The sequence below is a fragment of the Pseudomonas sp. CBS genome (genome assembly GCF_024734645.1).
Classification (GTDB): Bacteria; Pseudomonadota; Gammaproteobacteria; order Pseudomonadales; family Pseudomonadaceae; genus Aquipseudomonas.
Genome location: NZ_CP102929.1, coordinates 6,977,836 through 6,993,449 on the forward strand (window position 1 = coordinate 6,977,836; position 15,614 = coordinate 6,993,449).

General features: G+C 62.1%; 10 protein-coding genes and 4 pseudogenes. 5 read left to right on the plus strand and 9 right to left on the minus strand.

Annotated features, from left to right (window positions below):
• Positions 1-80: 80 nt before the first annotated feature.
• The gene (locus NVB75_RS31925; RefSeq protein WP_258344928.1) at positions 81-932 is read right to left on the minus strand and encodes an EcsC family protein; all 852 of its coding nucleotides are present in this window, start codon (positions 930-932) and stop codon (positions 81-83) included.
• Positions 933-1,155: 223 nt separating this feature from the next.
• Between NVB75_RS31925 and NVB75_RS31930 the strand changes: the two genes are divergently transcribed.
• Positions 1,156-1,977, plus strand: coding sequence for a DeoR/GlpR family DNA-binding transcription regulator (locus NVB75_RS31930; protein WP_258344929.1), 822 nt, complete (start codon positions 1,156-1,158; stop codon positions 1,975-1,977).
• On the opposite strand, the gene NVB75_RS31935 is transcribed toward NVB75_RS31930, so the two are convergent.
• The 6 genes from NVB75_RS31935 to ltnD all read right to left on the minus strand — a co-directional run bounded on the left by NVB75_RS31935 (position 1,974) and on the right by ltnD (position 8,486).
• Positions 1,974-3,044 (minus strand): alpha/beta fold hydrolase, encoded by a 1,071-nt coding sequence (locus tag NVB75_RS31935; RefSeq protein ID WP_258344934.1) that lies wholly within the window; start codon positions 3,042-3,044, stop codon positions 1,974-1,976. The genes NVB75_RS31930 and NVB75_RS31935 overlap by 4 nt on opposite strands.
• Before the next feature lie 69 nt (positions 3,045-3,113).
• Positions 3,114-3,896 carry a 2-oxo-tetronate isomerase gene (gene otnI / locus NVB75_RS31940; RefSeq protein ID WP_258344935.1) on the minus strand — a complete coding sequence of 261 codons (783 nt, stop codon included), beginning with the start codon at positions 3,894-3,896 and terminating at the stop codon, positions 3,114-3,116.
• Between the two features lie 10 nt (positions 3,897-3,906).
• Positions 3,907-5,367 (minus strand): SLC13 family permease, encoded by a 1,461-nt coding sequence (locus NVB75_RS31945; protein WP_258344936.1) that lies wholly within the window; start codon positions 5,365-5,367, stop codon positions 3,907-3,909.
• Positions 5,368-5,549: 182 nt separating this feature from the next.
• On the minus strand, positions 5,550-6,188 hold the full coding sequence (locus NVB75_RS31950; protein WP_258344937.1) for an aldolase: 639 nt from the start codon (positions 6,186-6,188) through the stop codon (positions 5,550-5,552).
• Positions 6,185-7,477, minus strand: coding sequence for a 3-oxo-tetronate kinase (otnK, locus tag NVB75_RS31955; RefSeq protein WP_258344938.1), 1,293 nt, complete (start codon positions 7,475-7,477; stop codon positions 6,185-6,187). Before otnK ends, NVB75_RS31950 begins: the two co-directional genes overlap by 4 nt.
• 10 nt (positions 7,478-7,487) lie before the next feature.
• A complete protein-coding gene (gene ltnD / locus NVB75_RS31960) occupies positions 7,488-8,486 on the minus strand; it encodes an L-threonate dehydrogenase (protein ID WP_275713056.1) in 999 nt (332 codons plus the stop codon).
• Between the two features lie 226 nt (positions 8,487-8,712).
• Here ltnD and NVB75_RS33510 point away from each other — a divergent pair.
• Both NVB75_RS33510 and NVB75_RS33515 read left to right on the plus strand, forming a co-directional pair.
• A pseudogene (locus NVB75_RS33510) lies at positions 8,713-9,408 on the plus strand (PAS domain-containing protein); the annotation flags it as partial.
• Between the two features lie 117 nt (positions 9,409-9,525).
• Positions 9,526-9,999, plus strand: a pseudogene (locus tag NVB75_RS33515) (methyl-accepting chemotaxis protein); the annotation flags it as partial.
• 119 nt (positions 10,000-10,118) lie between these two features.
• Here NVB75_RS33515 and NVB75_RS33520 read toward each other — a convergent pair.
• Positions 10,119-10,661 (minus strand): annotated as a pseudogene (locus NVB75_RS33520) (methyl-accepting chemotaxis protein); the annotation flags it as partial.
• Positions 10,662-10,982: 321 nt separating this feature from the next.
• Positions 10,983-12,062 (minus strand): annotated as a pseudogene (locus NVB75_RS33525) (cache domain-containing protein); the annotation flags it as partial.
• Between the two features lie 323 nt (positions 12,063-12,385).
• Between NVB75_RS33525 and NVB75_RS31975 the strand changes: the two are divergent.
• Both NVB75_RS31975 and NVB75_RS31980 read left to right on the plus strand, forming a co-directional pair.
• On the plus strand, positions 12,386-13,255 hold the full coding sequence (locus NVB75_RS31975; protein ID WP_017475386.1) for an oxaloacetate decarboxylase: 870 nt from the start codon (positions 12,386-12,388) through the stop codon (positions 13,253-13,255).
• A 346-nt stretch (positions 13,256-13,601) separates the two neighbouring features.
• Complete coding sequence (locus NVB75_RS31980) at positions 13,602-15,611, plus strand: ATP-binding cassette domain-containing protein (protein WP_309149024.1); 2,010 nt, start codon at positions 13,602-13,604, stop codon at positions 15,609-15,611.
• Positions 15,612-15,614 lie beyond the last annotated feature (3 nt).

The following is a 15,614-nucleotide window of genomic DNA, read 5'->3' on the forward strand; positions in this document are numbered from 1 at the left end:
GCTCAAACGTATGCATCCGGGCGGCCTGTCCCGGAAAACCTGCTCCCGGGGCATCGTGGTGCCAGGCCTTTCCCCCGCGTCTAGTGCACCCGGGGGGCTGCCTTGATGGCCATGTACTCATCCTTGACCGCCTCAAACCCATATTTATCTTCAAGCCGTTTGACGATGAAGTGCCCCCGCGCCATGTCCTGATAGAAGTGGGTGAACAGCGTATTGATGGTCGCCCCGGTAAAGGCGCCCATCACGGGAACGGCCTGCGCCGCGAACTTGCTGGAAATGGTAAAGCCAAACTGGGTCGCGACCTTGTCGATCAGGATCGCCAGCCATTTGCCGGCTTGCCCCGGGGACAAGGTGCTGATGGCCTTGGAACCCTGCTTGGCGGCGATTCCCGCCAGTTCTTTCGACAGTTGCTGCATGGCCTGGGTGGTGAAGCTGCGGGTCATGTAGTAACCCGTTTCCGTTGCATCGTCGACCTGGCTGTTGCCGCCCATGGCAAACACTTCGATGCAGGCCTGCTTTGTCGCAAAGTCCCCCAGGTCAAAACCTTCGCTGCGCGCCACATCGGCGACCGCGCGCATCATGATGGTGGTGGAGATCGGCAGTTCGACAAACAGCGCCGCAAAACCGAAGGCTCCGCCGATAGCGCCCGAGGTCGCCGCGAAGGCCTTGTGCAGCCGGGTCGAGGCTGGCTTTTTCGGGCTGTTCTCCAGGCTCTTCAGCGCCGCGCCGGCGGAGGAGTGCAGCGCCGCCGCCACGGCGCCATTGATCCTTTTTGAAACCACCCCCGGCAATGCCTTCACCGCGCTTTCGATGGGTGAGCCGATCATGCCGGACAGCCTGGCGGTCAAGGAGGGTGACTCAAGCAGGCCGACGGCCCGCTTGAGTTCCTGGTAGTCCTCGGGGTGGTCTTTGATGTTCACAGGTGTCTCCATGGATTTTTTCCGGCTCTCATAAACCAAAGACCCTTGGGGCGGGCCATGGTGCCGTCAGGCTTTGCCCATTCTTTGCCTGCGTACGTGCTTCGTTCGCCAGCAGGTCGTTTAGCGGTCAGCCATCTTGAACTCGGCTTTTTTTGTCAGGCTCGCGCGGGCAGCGATGGATTCGCTACTATGGGGTTCACCCGAACCCCGTCCGCCGTACCCGTTGGAGCCTCGAATGCCAAGCCAGAAGGACATCACCGCCGAGAGCGGCGCACCGATGATTCCTGATCAGCGCCGTGAGCTGATACTGCGTCAATTGCGCAAGCATCAAGTGCTGAGTGTTCATCAGTTGATGGAGATGTTCGACTGCTCCCACATGACCGTGCGGCGCGACATTGCGTTGCTGGAGCAGGAAGGCCGGGCGTATTCGGTCACCGGTGGGGTGCGCATTGCCAGCCAGCTTCACAGCGAGCCGAGCCATCAGCTCAAGGCCGTGGTGGAGTTGCCGCAGAAGCAGGCCATGGCCAAGCTTGCCGCGCGCTTGCTGCGTGCGGACATGACGGTTTACCTGGACGCGGGCACCAGCACGCTGGAGATCGTGCCTTACATCAAGGCACTCGCCGGCATGACGGTGGTGACCAACGACTTCGGCGTTGTGCAGGCACTGATGGATGCCCCGCAAGTGACGGTGATTCACACGGGCGGGCAACTGGATCACTCTAACCATTCGTGTGTGGGCGGGCTTGCGGTGGCCACCCTGCGCCAAGTGGTCACCGACATCGCCTTTATCTCCACCAGCTCCTGGGACCTGCGACGCGGGATAACCACCCCCTCGGCGTTGAAGGTGGAGGTCAAGCAGGTGGCCATGCAGTCGGCGTCGCAAGTGGTGCTGGTGGCCAGCAGTTCCAAGTACGGCACCTTCAGCATGTACAAGATCGCCGGGTTGGAGCAGTTCGATATCGTCATCAGCGACGCCGCGCTGGCCCCCGCCGCGGCGGACGGCATACGCAAGCAAGGGGTCGAACTGATGTTGCCGTCCGACCTCACGCCTGACTAACGGGCCTTTTCGGTCTGCTGCATAAACTGCCCCAATTCTTTCGCATAGAACTTCGCCATGCCGGTGGTGCCATGGCCACGGGTTTCGGCGCTGGCCGGAATCAGCAGCAACCGCGCATCCTTGAGTTCCCGCATGGAGGCTTCCAGGCGCCCGGTTTCCGGTGGGTTGCGCTCGTCGTCAGCCGAGTTGATGACCAGCACCGGCGCCTGGATCTTGTGCAAGCCTGGCATTGCGTTGTAGTCGGCGGACGATTGCCACTGGTAGATAAAGTCATTGGCATCGGCGGTTTGCGGCGCGTTGAGGCGCTCATCCACCAGCTTGTCGGCCAGGGCCCGGGTAGGTGCCGCTGCCTGATAGGCCAGGGTGCCCCCGCTGGTGCCGACGCTGAACAGCGAGTTGGCCAGGCGCAAGGACGGCGGTTGCACGCTGTAGTTGCCGTGGTTCCAGGCCGGGTCCTGCTTGATCGACTCCACCAGCAGCCGGCGCATCATCCAGTTGCGTGACGACATCTCGCTGGGCTGCGAGGCCATGGGCACCAGGGCGTCCATCATCTGTGGCCAGGTCTGGCCCCACATCCAGGTCTGCATGCCGCCCATGGAATTGCCGATGACCAGCCGCAGGTGCTTGACCCCCAGGCCCTCGGTGACCAGCCGGTACTGGGCCTGGACCATGTCCGCGTAGTTGTACTCGGGAAATTTGGCACGCAGGCCGTCCGACGGCTTGCTCGATTGGCCGATACCTATCCCGTCGGTGGAGATGATGTAGTACTTGCTGGCGTCCAGCGGCTGGCCGGGCCCGAACAGTTCGCCACCGAAATCCTTGCTCAATACATCGCTGCCGGGCCGATAGGTGCCGTGCAGGTAGAGGATGGCTGGGTGCTTCGGGTTGCCGAGGGTGAGGTAGTGCAGTTTCAGGTTGGCGAGCTTTTCACCAGTGTGGAAGGTGAACTCGGGGGCGACCCAGTCGCCTTCGGTGGCGGCTGGCAAAGGTGCGGCAGTCACCGTGGAACCGATGACGACCAGGGAAAACAGCAGCCCGATAGCGGGCCGGGAAGCGAAGCGCTGCATGGGCAGTGTCCTGTTGTTTTTGTTCTGGGAGCCCCTGCGCAAACGGCGCGCAGGGGAGGGTAGCGTTGTTTAGCGTGCCTTCCAGTCCCGCAGCCATTGCAGGCCGGCCGAGGTATCGCCCCGCGGTCGGTATTCGCAGCCTATCCAGCCGTCATACCCCAGTTCATCGATCAGCTCGAACAGGTAAGGGTAATTCAGCTCCCCGAGGTCCGGTTCATGCCGATCAGGCACGCCGGCAATCTGGATATGGCCGATGCCGGCCATGTCACGATGCAGCTTGACGGCCAGGTCGCCCTCGACGATCTGGCAGTGATAACAGTCGAACTGGACCTTCAGGTTGCGGGCGCCGACCTCCTTGCAGATGGCCTGTGCCTGGTCCTGGCGGTTGAGGAAAAATCCTGGCATGTCTCGGGTGTTGATCGGCTCCAGCAACACCGTGACGCCGGCCTGCTGCGCCTGGGCGGCAGCGTAGGCGAGGTTTTCCAGGTACACCCCATGGTGCCGCGCGCGGTCGCTTTCCGACGCCAGCAAGCCGGCCATCACATGGATGCGGGTATTGCCCAGCACGGCGGCGTACTCCAGCGCCCGGTCGAAACCGGCGCGAAACTCGTCCTCGCGACCCGGCAAGGTCGCGATGCCGCGCTCGCCCGCCGCCCAATCACCGGGCGGCGCGTTAAACAGGGCTTGCACCAGGCCGTTGTCGTTCAGGCGTTGTCGCAGTTCCTGCGGGCTGTACTCATAGGGAAACAGATACTCCACCGCCTCGAATCCGTCGGCGGCGGCCGCGGCGAAGCGCTCCAGAAACGGGTGTTCGGGGTAGAGCATGCTCAGGTTGGCAGCAAAGCGAGGCATGGGAACTCCTTCAGACAAAAGGCCAGATCAACAGGGTGACAAGGAAACCCAGGGTACCCAGCAGGGTGGTGATCACCGTCCAGGTGCGCAGGCCGTCAGCCACGTTGAGGCCGGCCAGTTTAGTGAAAATCCAGTAGCCGGCATCGTTGATGTGCGACATCGCCAGCCCGCCACCGCCCATGGCCAGGCACAGCAGGGCCATATGGTTGGGCGTCAGGTTGAGCGTGGCAATCAACGGGCTGATGATACCCGCTGTGGTCACCAGCGCCACGGTGGTCGAACCCTGTACCGCGCGCAACAGCATGGTCAGCAAAAAGCCCAGCGCCAGCACTGGCAGCCCGGTGGTGCGCAGCAAGTCGGAGACCACCGCACCGATCCCGGTGTCCACCAGCACCTTGCCGAACACGCCGCCGGCACCGGCGATCAGGATCACCATGGCCACGCCGGGCAATGCCGAGCCGATCACATCGGACACCTGGGTACGGCTCCAGCCGCGACGGGAGCCCAGCAGCCAGGCACACAGCAAGGTGTCGAGCAGCAATGCCACCAACGGAGCGCCGAGGACCGTCATGATCGCCCGCAACGTCGATTCGATGGGCAGCAGCGACGTCGCCAGGGTGCCCAGCAGAATCAGGATGATGGGCAACAGGATCAGGCTGACGATCAGCCCGAAACCCGGTGCCGGCGCGGGCGGCAGCTTGGCAACGATGCTGCTGGTGGACGCTTCGAGGCCGATGTGCGCGACGGCGCCAGCCCCGTGTTCGACGTTCTGGGCGTTGCCGTTATGCCAGGCGCGCAGGTCATCGTTGGTCACGTGGGGGCCGTAGACCTCTGCACGGATATCATCGGACATCGGGTAAAAACGCCGGGTCATGCGTCCGGCCACGCGGTAGCCGATGTAGCACAGGAAGGCCGTGAGCGGCAGCCCGAACATCAGCACCCGGCCCAGGTCGGCGCCCAGTTGGCTGGCGGCCGCGACGGCACCGGGATGCGGAGGCAGGAAGGCGTGCACCGTGAGCAGCGCCGCGCACATTGGCAAGGCAAACATCAGCAGCGGTTTGCGCGCCCGGCGGGCAACGCCATAGGCCAGCGGCATCAGGATGATCACCCCGACTTCGAAGAACACCGGCACACCGATGATGAAGCCGGCCACCGTCAACGCCAGCGGCGTGCGTCGGTTACCGAAGCGTTCGATCAGGGTTTTCGCCAGCGCCTCGGCGCCACCGGACAACTCGATGATGCGACCGATCATGGCGCCCAGGGCGATGATGATTGCGATATGGCCGAGGGTCTTGCCCATCCCGCCTTCGATGGTGGCGACCAGGTCGGCCGGTTTCACCCCGGCGACCAACGCCACCAGGATGCTCACCAGCATCAGCGCCACAAACGGCTGGAATTTGTACTTGAGCACCAGAAACAGCAGGAGTGCGATCCCAAGGCCGGCGGTTGCCATCAGAATAAGCGGGCTCATAGCATCCACCCTGCGCATTGAGCGTGCGAAAGGTGAGTGCCGCTGTAAGGGTCAACACTGCAGTAGGGCTTGATCATGCTGGAATGTCCTGTTGTTTTTATTGTTCAGGCACGTGCTCGCGACAGCGTGGCTGCCTCGTCGCGAAGACGTGCATCAGAGGCGTTGCGGATAAAACCGGAGACCTACCACTGGGCGCCGAACGTCTCCCGCAGTTCGTCCAGTGCGGCCTGGTCCAGTGGCGCCGGGCGCGGGTTGCTCATCAGCCAAAGCCGTGCGGTTTCTTCGAGTTCTTCCAGGGCATAACTGGCCTTGGACACGGAGCTTTCCCAGACCACCGGCCCCAGGCGTTCGAGCATCACACCGCGTACGCGGTTGGCCAGTTGCGCCACTTGTTCGGCGACATTGGGGGCGCCAGGGCGTTGATAGTTGATCAATGGGATATGGCCAACTTTCATCACCTGATACGGCGTCAGCGGCGGCAGAATGTCGTCCTGGCTCCACACCCCGGCCAGGGTCAGAGCCACCAGGTGGGTGGAATGGGTATGCACCACGCCACCCACGCCAGGGTTGCGATCGTAGACCTGGCGATGCAGGGCCAGGGTCTTCGACGGCTTGTCGCCCGACACCCATTTGCCCGCCAGATCGACCTTGGCAATGGCTGTCGGGTCCAGGCGCCCAAGGCAGGCGTCGGTGGGGGTGATCAGCCAGCCATCATCGAGCCGGGCGCTGATGTTGCCGGCGCTGCCCACGGTAAACCCGCGCTGATAAAGGCTGTGACCAACCGTGCAAATTTCCTCGCGCAGTGCGTTTTCGCGGCTCATTGCGCACCTCCGGCCAATTGCTTCAGGGCCTTGTCGAAAAAGTCCCGGCCGCCGAAGTTGCCGGACTTGAGGGCCAGCGCCAGCGGTTCGGCGGTGTTGCTCACGGTGGCCGGCACCCCGGGGTCGATTTGCGCGCCAATCTGCAACAGCTGTACGCCGAGCGCCTTGACCACCGCGCCGGAGGTTTCACCACCGGCGACAACAAAGCGCCGCACGCCGCTGTCGCGAAGGGCCTGGGCGATGGCGCCCAAGGCGTTCTCCACCAGCTCGCCCGCATGCTCGACACCCAGTTGCTGCTGGACCGCCTTGACTTCGTCCGGGGTGCTGGTGGCGTAGATCAAGACGGTGTGTGGCTGGTCGCGTGCAAAAGCCAAAGCGTTTGCCACCACCGGTTCACCGGCTGCCAGGGCCAGTGGGTCGATACGCAGTGCTGGTCGCCCGGCCTCGATCCAGGCGGCAACCTGGCCGTTGGTGGCGATCGACGCGCTGCCGGCCAACACCACTTCGCCGCCTTCCACCGTTGGCAGCGAGGCCGGGTCGAAGTCGCGCAGCTTGCCGGCACGGCGGAAGTTTTCCGGAAGCCCCAGAGCCAGGCCCGAACCCCCCGTCAACAGCGGCAAGTCGGCGCAGGCGCCGCCGAGCGTATAAAGGTCCTGGTCGGACAGCGCATCGGCAATCGCCATGCCCACACCTTGGGCGCGCAGTTCAGCGATTTTCTCGCGAACCTGCGAAACGCCCTGGGCAATGCTGTCGTAGCGCAGCAGCCCAACCTTGCAGGAGGTTTGCGATTGCAGCACACGGACCAGGCTGGCATCGGTCATGGGTGTCAGCGGATGGTGCTGCATGCCCGACTCGTTGAGTAACTGGTCTTGCACGAACAAATGGCCACGGAAGATCGTCCGGCCGTTTTCCGGAAATGCCGGGCAGGCGAGGGTGAAGTCACTGCCCAGCGCCTTGAGCAGCGCTTCGCTGACTTGGCCGATATTGCCGGCAGACGTCGAGTCGAACGTGGAGCAGTACTTGAAGAAAATCTGCTCGCAACCCTGTGCGCGCAGCCATTCCAGGGCGGCAAGGGAGTCGGCGATGGCGTAGGCAACCGGCAGGGTGCGGGATTTCAGGGCAATAACGATTGCATCGGCGTCCAGCCCGGCCGCGACTTCGTCGCTCGGAATGCCAATGCTCTGCACCGTACGCATTCCGCCGCGCACCAGCATATTGGCGAGGTCGGTGGCCCCGGTGAAATCGTCAGCGATGCAGCCCAGCAATGGGCGTGCGGCAGGTCGGTTCATGGCGCGGTCCTTATACGGAGTCAGGCTTGGCGGTCGGCAGTTCGATGCCCGGGAAAATCTTGATCACCGCCGAATCGTCCTCACGCCCGAAACCGGCGCTGGAGGCCTGCATGAACATCTGGTGCGCGGTGGCCGACAGCGGCAGCGGAAACTTGCTGGCCCGTGCGGTATCCAGCACCAGGCCCAGGTCCTTGACGAAAATATCCACGGCGGACAACGGCGTGTAATCGGCCTTGAGAATGTGTGGCACGCGGTTCTCGAACATCCAGGAATTGCCGGCGCTGTGGGTGATCACCTCGTACAAGGCATCGGCGTCGACCCCTTCGCGCAGCCCCAGCGCCATCGCTTCGGCGGAGGCGGCGATGTGCACGCCCGCCAGCAACTGGTTGATGATCTTGACCTTGGAGCCCAGGCCATGCACGTCACCCAGTCGATAAACCTTGCCGGCCATACCCGCGAGCACCGCATCCGCCTTGGCATAGGCTTCGGCCGGGCCGGAAGTCATCATGGTCATTTCGCCAGCCGCGGCCTTGGCGGCACCGCCGGAGATCGGTGCATCCAGGTACAGCAACCCGGCGTCTGCCAGGCGCTTGCCCAGCTCCACGGCATAGGTTGGCGCCACCGTGGCACAGCCAATCACCAGGCTTCCCGGGCGCAATGCGGCGGCCGCCGAGTGTTCACCAAACAGGACGGTCTCGGTCTGTTCGGCATTCACCACCACGGTGATGATCACATCGCATTCACCCGCCATCTGTGCCGGTGAACTGCAGGCTACGCCGCCTTCGCTGGCGAACTGTTGTGTGACGGTTTCACGCACATCACAGGCATGCACATTGAAACCATTGCGCAGCAACGAGCGGGCAATGCCCAGGCCCATCGCGCCAAGTCCAATAACACCGACGTTCTTATTATTCATGGGGGTTCCTGTTTTGTGGTCAGGGGGTGAGACATGTTGGGCTGATAATCCACCAGTGATCGGATTATGTGAAGTTATTTTTTTAAATAACATATTTTAACATTGGCAGTGTAAGCGTCCCGCAGGCCTCGTGGTGCAAGGAAAAGAGCACTAAATTGACGTCAAATAAAAAGCCTGCCGGGCTGTGTTTAGTTCCGCAACTCACAGCCGATAGCGCCTTTAAGAGTCCATTGCTCTGAAGGGGTACGTCATGTTCAATAAAACGTTGAAAACAGAACTGGCAGCCAGGACGGCCGACGTTGCAGGGTACAAAGGATTGATGGCTGCGCTTGAGCGCTCGATGGCCGTGGTCGAGTTCGACTTGAACGGCAAGGTGCTTCGCGCCAACGATAACTTCTTGCAGGCGTTGGGATATCGCCCGGATGAATTGAGTGCAAAGTCACATCGGGACTTTTGCTTGCCTGCATTGACGAACAGCGCGGCATACGGCGAATTCTGGGCCGCGCTTCGGGCCGGCAAATTCGTTTCCGGCACCTTTCAGAGAGTCAATAAAGACGGGCAGACGGTCTGGCTGGAGGCCAGTTATAACCCGGTGCTGGACGAACGTGGCCAGGTGTTGAAGGTCGTCAAGTACGCGCTTGTCGTCACCGACAAAGTGGCCCAGGAGGCCGCCACCCGCAGCAAGCTTGCGGCGCTGGACCGGGCCATGGCGGTGATCGAGTTCGACCTGAGCGGCAATGTGCTGGTCGCCAACGAAAACTTTCTGAATGTCATGGGTTATGGGCTGGCGGAACTCAAGGGCAAACATCACCGGATGTTTTGCGAACCCGGCCTGGTGAACAGCGATGAGTACACCGACTTCTGGCGTCGGCTGAATGGGGGCGAGTTTTTCAGCGGGCAATTTAAACGCCTGGGCAAGCACGGCCGCGTCGTGTGGCTGGAGGCAAGCTATAACCCGGTGTATGACGCCGACGGCAAGTTGACCAAGATCGTCAAATTCGCCAGTGACATCACCGAGCGGGTCGAGAAATTCGAGGCCGACTCCCGTGGCGCTTCCCGGGCTTACCATATTTCTGCCGAGACCGAGAAGTTTGCCGAGCAGGGCACCCAGGTCATTCAAGAGACCGCCAGCGAGATGCGCCGCATTGCCGAAAACATCGGGGCGTCTGCGCGACTGGTGGGACAACTGGGCGATCGCTCCGAGCAGATCACCGCCATCGTCAATACCATTCGCGGGATTGCTGACCAGACCAACCTGCTGGCGCTCAATGCCGCCATCGAGGCTGCCCGCGCCGGGGATCAAGGGCGCGGGTTTGCCGTCGTTGCCGACGAGGTGAGGCAATTGGCGGGGCGCACCAGCCGCTCTACGGCGGAAATCGCCGAGATGATCAGCAAGATTCTCGCCGAGACACGGGACGCGGTCGTCAGCATGAACGCCACCCAGGAAGGGGCGCAGCGCGGCGTTACGTTGGCCGATCAAGCCGGTTCGGTGATTTTGCAGATTCGCACTGGCACCAGCGACGCGGTCGAGGCGGTGAGCATGTTCGCTTCCAAGCTCGATGAATCCGAAGTGATTCCAAAGACCGCGATCAGTTGGGTGGGGTAGAGGTTCAAGCTGCGCCCGGGTCTTGACGTCGAACAGGGAATAGAAAAAGCGCCACTCATTGAGTGGCGCTTTTTTTGCCCGCGCTGTAAGCGGTTCAGGCATTACCCTCAGCGAAATGCCTAGAACTTGAAGCGCCCCACCAGGCCCTTGAGCTGACCGGAAATATCCGTCAACCGTCCGGACCCGGTCTGTGCCGAATGCGCAAAGCCTTCCACCAACTGCGCATCGGCATGGATCTGCGCGATGTGCCGGTTGATCTCTTCGGCCACCTGGTGCTGCTCCTCGGCGGCTGTGGCGATCTGGGTGTTCTGGTCGCGAATCGAGTCCACCGAGCCACGGATCTTGTCGAAGCTGTCGCGGGCCTGCTGGATGCGTTCCACGCTGGTGTGGGACACCAGCAGGCTGCCCTGCATCTGCTGGGTGACTTCCTGGGTGCGGCGGGCGAGGTTGCCCAGCAGGCTGTCGATTTCGCCGGTGGAGTCGGCGGTGCGTCGCGCCAGGGCGCGCACCTCGTCGGCAACCACGGCGAACCCGCGGCCCTGGTCACCGGCACGTGCGGCTTCGATGGCGGCATTGAGCGCCAGCAGGTTGGTCTGTTCGGCAATCGAGCGGATGGTGTCGAGGATGGTGTTGATGTTTTTGCTGTCCTGCTCCAGTTGCTGCATCGTCTGGGTGGAGCGCTGCAGGTCTTCGCTAAGCTTGAGCACGCTGCCGGTGGCTTCGCCGATATGCTGCTGGCCATCGTGTACATCGCGGTAGCCTTCGTCGGCACTCGATGCGGCAGCGCTGCAGGAGCGGGCGACTTCGTTGGCGGTCGCCACCATTTCGTTGAAGGCGGTACTGACCAGCTCCACGGCTTCACGTTGGCGGCCTGCCGCCTGGTTCATGTTATGGGCGACGTCGCGGGTGTCGGCGGCGGCGGCTTGCAGGTCGGAAGAGGCATTGCCGATGCGCTGCACCAGCTGGGCGATCATGCTCAGGAACTGGTTGAACCAGCCTGCCAGGCTGGCGGTTTCGTCCTTGCCCTGCACTTTGAGTTGGCGGGTGAGGTCGCCTTCACCTTCGGCAATCTCTTGCAGGCCGTCGGCCACCCCGCGAATCGGGCGCACGATCACGCTGGCAAAGCTGGCGCCGACAATCGCGAACACCACGGCCAGTGCGGCGGCGATGGCGGCGATCAGCCAAGTCAGGCGAGTGGCGCCGGCCATTACTTCGTCGCGCTTGATCAGGCCGATAAAACGCCAGCCCAGGTCTTTGGAACTGACCACGTTGGCCATGTAGGTCACACCCTCGATGTTCACCTGGGTCACGCCGTCGCCGCGTTTGGCCAGCTCGGCATAATCAGGGCCCAGATCGGCCATCGGTTTGAAGTTGTGCTTGGCGTCGCTGGGGTCTACCAGCACGTTGCCGTTGGCTTCCACCAGCATCAGGTAGCCGCTTTCGCCGAGCTTGATGTTGCGCACCAGTTCGGTGAGTTGCTTGAGCGACACGTCCAGGCCGACGACGCCGAGGATCTTGCCCGTGTCGTCGGCGACGGTGTGCACGGTGCCGATCAGCGACACATCGTCTGGCGCCCAATAGTAGGCGCCGGTACGCACGGTCTTGCCGGGCGCAGCGATGGCCGCCTGGTACCAGGGGCGCACGCGCGGGTCGTAGTTGTTCAGTTTGGTGTCGTCAGGCCAACTGGCGTAACCGCCGTCGCTCAGTCCCAGGGACAGGTAGGCGGTGCTGGGATGGCTTTTGGCGAACTGGTCGAAAATCCCCAGAAGGTCCTTGTTGGTCGCAGTCAGCGGAATTTGCGCAGCATCGGCGCCGGCATAACTCTTGAGGTCCTTGGCCGCGACAACGCGCGGGTCCTTGGCCACGTATTCGACGTTCTGGCTGATGCCGTCGAAAAATTGCTTCATGCCGTTGTCGATCTGACGGATCTCGCGGCCGCTGCTGTCGAGGAAATTGGCCATGGCCCCCTCGCGCACATTCAGCACCACCAGAATGGCCACCAGGATGACCGGCAGGCACGCGATGGCCGCAAAGGCCCAGGTCAGCTTCTGCTTGATATTCATGACTTCACCTGCGGGTATTTATAGTTTTGGCAAGGAGAAAACAGTTGGGTCGAACGTCGCATGTGTTGTTTTGACGGCGGGTGTGGCCATGCGTACCCCTGTATATCGACTGCTGGGGCACGCACTTGAGGCCGAAGGTGCGGTTTAACGGTGGGGGCTGGTGGTCTCAGTCCTCGAACACCGCGCCATCAGACGTCGCTGCTAAACGTGATGTATAAGTTTCTCAAACGTCATCAACCATCTTTTTACGGCGTGATACGCTAGCCCTACTTTTGAATTGGCACTGGTCGTTCCCGCGTATACGGCGACAGTGAGGAGTGAACATGTCGAAAATTTCCCACCATGATCTGCGGCGCTCGTTTCGCGAGCTGCTGGCCTCCCAGCACTGCTTTCACACCGCCTCGGTGTTCGACCCGATGTCTGCCAGGATCGCGGCAGACCTGGGCTTTGAAGTCGGCATCCTGGGTGGTTCGGTGGCGTCGCTGCAAGTGTTGGCTGCGCCGGACTTCGCGCTGATTACCCTGAGTGAGTTCGTCGAGCAGGCCACCCGCATCGGCCGGGTGGCGCAACTTCCGGTGATCGCCGACGCTGACCATGGCTACGGCAATGCTCTGAACGTGATGCGCACGGTCCAGGAACTGGAGCGTGCGGGCGTTTCAGCGCTGACCATTGAAGATACCTTGCTGCCCGCGCAGTTCGGGCGTAAATCCACCGACCTCATCAGCACGGAAGAGGGCGTGGGCAAGGTCAAGGCAGCCCTGGAGGCGCGGGTCGATCCGCAGCTTTCGATCATCGCGCGGACCAACGCCGCCGTGCTGCCGGTGGAGGACGTTATCCATCGCACCAAGGCGTATCAAGAAGCCGGTGCAGACGGCATCTGCATGGTGGGTGTCCGTGACTTCGACCACCTTGAACAGATCGCCGAAGGCCTGACGGTCCCGTTGATGCTGGTGACCTACGCCAACCCGAACCTCAATGACAACGAGCGCCTGGCCAAGCTGGGTGTGCGGATTGTGGTGGCCGGCCACGGCGCCTACTTCGCTTCGATCAAGGCCACCTACGACAGCCTTCGTGAACAGCGCAATCTCACCCGCAGCACCTCAAACCTGACCGCCAGCGAACTGACCCATACCTACACCTTCCCCGACACCTACGTGAGCTGGGCCAAGGAGTTCATGGATGTTCAAGAGTAGAGCCCGCTAGGCGTCAGGCGTTACGCGACAGAAATTGAAAAAAGGACCTCTGAAAAGAGGTCCTTTTTTTTCGTCTGCACAAACGTGTTTCTTCGTGGGTTGCCACCGCCGACAACGTCCGAACCGCAGCGCTTAAGCTAATGCTAAAAAGGTATTTATTCCCGCTTTTTAAGATCGTTTAGCTTTATGCCTACGGAAGGTGTTGCGCTTCAAGCGCAGCGCTTTTTTTTGCGTTTGGCTACCTGGAGCTACTGTGACAATCATTCAATCCCCGTTGGCGACTGCCTGGGTCGAGCCTTCCCGACACCCTGAGGGGACCGGAGGCGATCACGCGAACGACGGTGATGTGGTGCTTGAGCTGCGAAACATCACCAAGGCTTATGCGCGAAAAGACGCGTCTGCGCTGCCAGCCGTCAGCAATATCAACTTGAAGGTACGCCGCGGAGAAGTCCTCTGTCTGATGGGCACCTCCGGCAGCGGCAAGTCGACGTTGCTACGACACATCAACCGCTTGATCGAGCCCACCAGCGGCGAGGTGTTGATTGAAGGCGAGGCCATCAGCGAGCTGAGCAGCAAGGCTTTGCGTGCATTGCGCTCGCGCCGTATTGGCATGGTGTTTCAACATTTCGGCCTGTTACCCCACCGCACGGTTCTGGACAACGTTGCGTTGCCGTTGGAGTTGCGCGGGGAACCCGAGCCGGCTCGTCATGCAGCGGCCATTACGCAGTTAAAGGCCGTAGGGCTGGACGGTTGGGGAGAGCATTATCCCCATGAGCTGTCCGGAGGCATGCAGCAACGCGTCGGGTTGGCCAGGGCGCTGGTGACGCAGCCCGATATCCTGCTGATGGACGAGCCATTCAGCGCACTCGACCCCACCATCCGACGCGATTTGCAGCGTCATTTCCTGGCCCTGGCACGGGAGCGCGGGATCAGCACCTTGCTGGTCACCCACGACCCGGCAGAAGCTATCCTGCTGGCCGACCGTATTGCCGTGCTACGCAAAGGCCGATTGGTGCAATTGGGCACTCCGGCACAGTTGCTTGAGCGTCCTGCCGATGCAGAAGTCGCCGATTTTTTCCGCGACTGCGCACCCACGCCATCCCCGGTGCAACAGGTTGCCAGCGTCCGTCTCCAGGCTCCCGATGCCGAGCCTCGTGAGCAACGCGCCAGCTCCGGTCTACGCGGTTGGCAAGCGCTGCTGCTGGGGCCGGCAGCGCTGGCGGCCCGTGGCAGGGGCGGCTTGTTCTGGCTGACATTCGCTGCCGAACTTGCCGCATTGACCTGCCTGGTCAAAGGCATTATCAGCGGCGCGTGGTTCGCGGTCCTGGCCGCCATGGCGGTGCTCGGCGCCAGTCGTTTCCTGGCTGTTTCCCTCAGCCGTCAGCCGGTGCGTCGCACCGTATCGAGTTGGGTGCTGCCGTTGTTGGTGCTGCTTGCCAGCGAGGCGCTGGTGGTCTGGCGAGTCATCACGCCGGACACCCATAGCGCGTTGCTTCAGTTTCCGGCAAACCGGCAAGCGTTGTTGTTTGCAGCAGACAGTATCGACCAGTTCATCGGTTGGTCTCAGGTCACCTTCGAAGGCGCATTTGTCGGGGTGATTGTCGCCGTCCGTACCGTCATCGAGGGCATCGAAAACCTGCTGGGATGGTTGCCATGGTCGGTTTCGGCATTGGCGCTGGTGTTGTTGGCCTGGCGTTCGGCCGGCCTGGCGCTGGCGCTGACAAGCAGCGCCGCATTGTTGTACATCGGCCTGTTCGGTTTCTGGGAGCGCACCATTGCGACGCTGGCGCTGGTGGGCTCGTCGGTACTGATCGCGCTGGTCATCGGCGTGCCCACCGGCATCCTCCTGGCGAAACGACCGCTGTTTCGCCGTGTGGTAACGCCATTGCTGGATGTGATGCAGACGCTGCCCACCTTTGTGTACCTGATTCCCGCCGTGGCGTTCTTCTCCGTGGGCAAGACCCCGGCGGTGATCGCGACGGTGATTTTTGCCTTGGCGCCGATGATTCGCCTGACATCGCTGGGCATCCAGGAAGTCCCCAAGGATGCCGTCGAAGCCGCTGTCGCCCATGGCGCCAGCCCCTGGCAAACCCTGATCAAGGTCCAGTTGCCGCTGGCCCGCCGTTCCTTGTTGCTGGGCATCAACCAAACCATCGTTATGAGCCTGTCGATGGTCGTGGTCGCGGCCCTGATCGGCGCCGGAGGCCTGGGTTATGACGTGATGACGGCGCTGCGCAATATCAAGGGAGGCGAGGGCATGCTGGCCGGCGTTGCGATTGTGCTGTGCGCGCTTATCCCGGACCGAATCATTCAATCGAGCTTGCGCAAGCAAGATCACCTGCACAACCCAGAGTGAGAT

What these genes read in the sequence shown, in the direction of transcription:
- otnI (WP_258344935.1), bottom strand. Translation starts at nt 3,896, where the DNA reads ATGCCTCGCTTTGCTGCCAACCTGAGCATGCTCTACCCCGAACACCCG.
- otnK (WP_258344938.1), bottom strand. Translation starts at nt 7,477, where the DNA reads ATGAACCGACCTGCCGCACGCCCATTGCTGGGCTGCATCGCTGACGAT.
- NVB75_RS31975 (WP_017475386.1), top strand. Translation starts at nt 12,386, where the DNA reads ATGTCGAAAATTTCCCACCATGATCTGCGGCGCTCGTTTCGCGAGCTG.
- NVB75_RS31930 (WP_258344929.1), top strand. Translation starts at nt 1,156, where the DNA reads ATGCCAAGCCAGAAGGACATCACCGCCGAGAGCGGCGCACCGATGATT.
- NVB75_RS31925 (WP_258344928.1), bottom strand. Translation starts at nt 932, where the DNA reads ATGGAGACACCTGTGAACATCAAAGACCACCCCGAGGACTACCAGGAA.
- NVB75_RS31950 (WP_258344937.1), bottom strand. Translation starts at nt 6,188, where the DNA reads ATGAGCCGCGAAAACGCACTGCGCGAGGAAATTTGCACGGTTGGTCAC.
- NVB75_RS31945 (WP_258344936.1), bottom strand. Translation starts at nt 5,367, where the DNA reads ATGAGCCCGCTTATTCTGATGGCAACCGCCGGCCTTGGGATCGCACTC.
- ltnD (WP_275713056.1), bottom strand. Translation starts at nt 8,486, where the DNA reads ATGTTATTTAAAAAAATAACTTCACATAATCCGATCACTGGTGGATTA.
- NVB75_RS31935 (WP_258344934.1), bottom strand. Translation starts at nt 3,044, where the DNA reads ATGCAGCGCTTCGCTTCCCGGCCCGCTATCGGGCTGCTGTTTTCCCTG.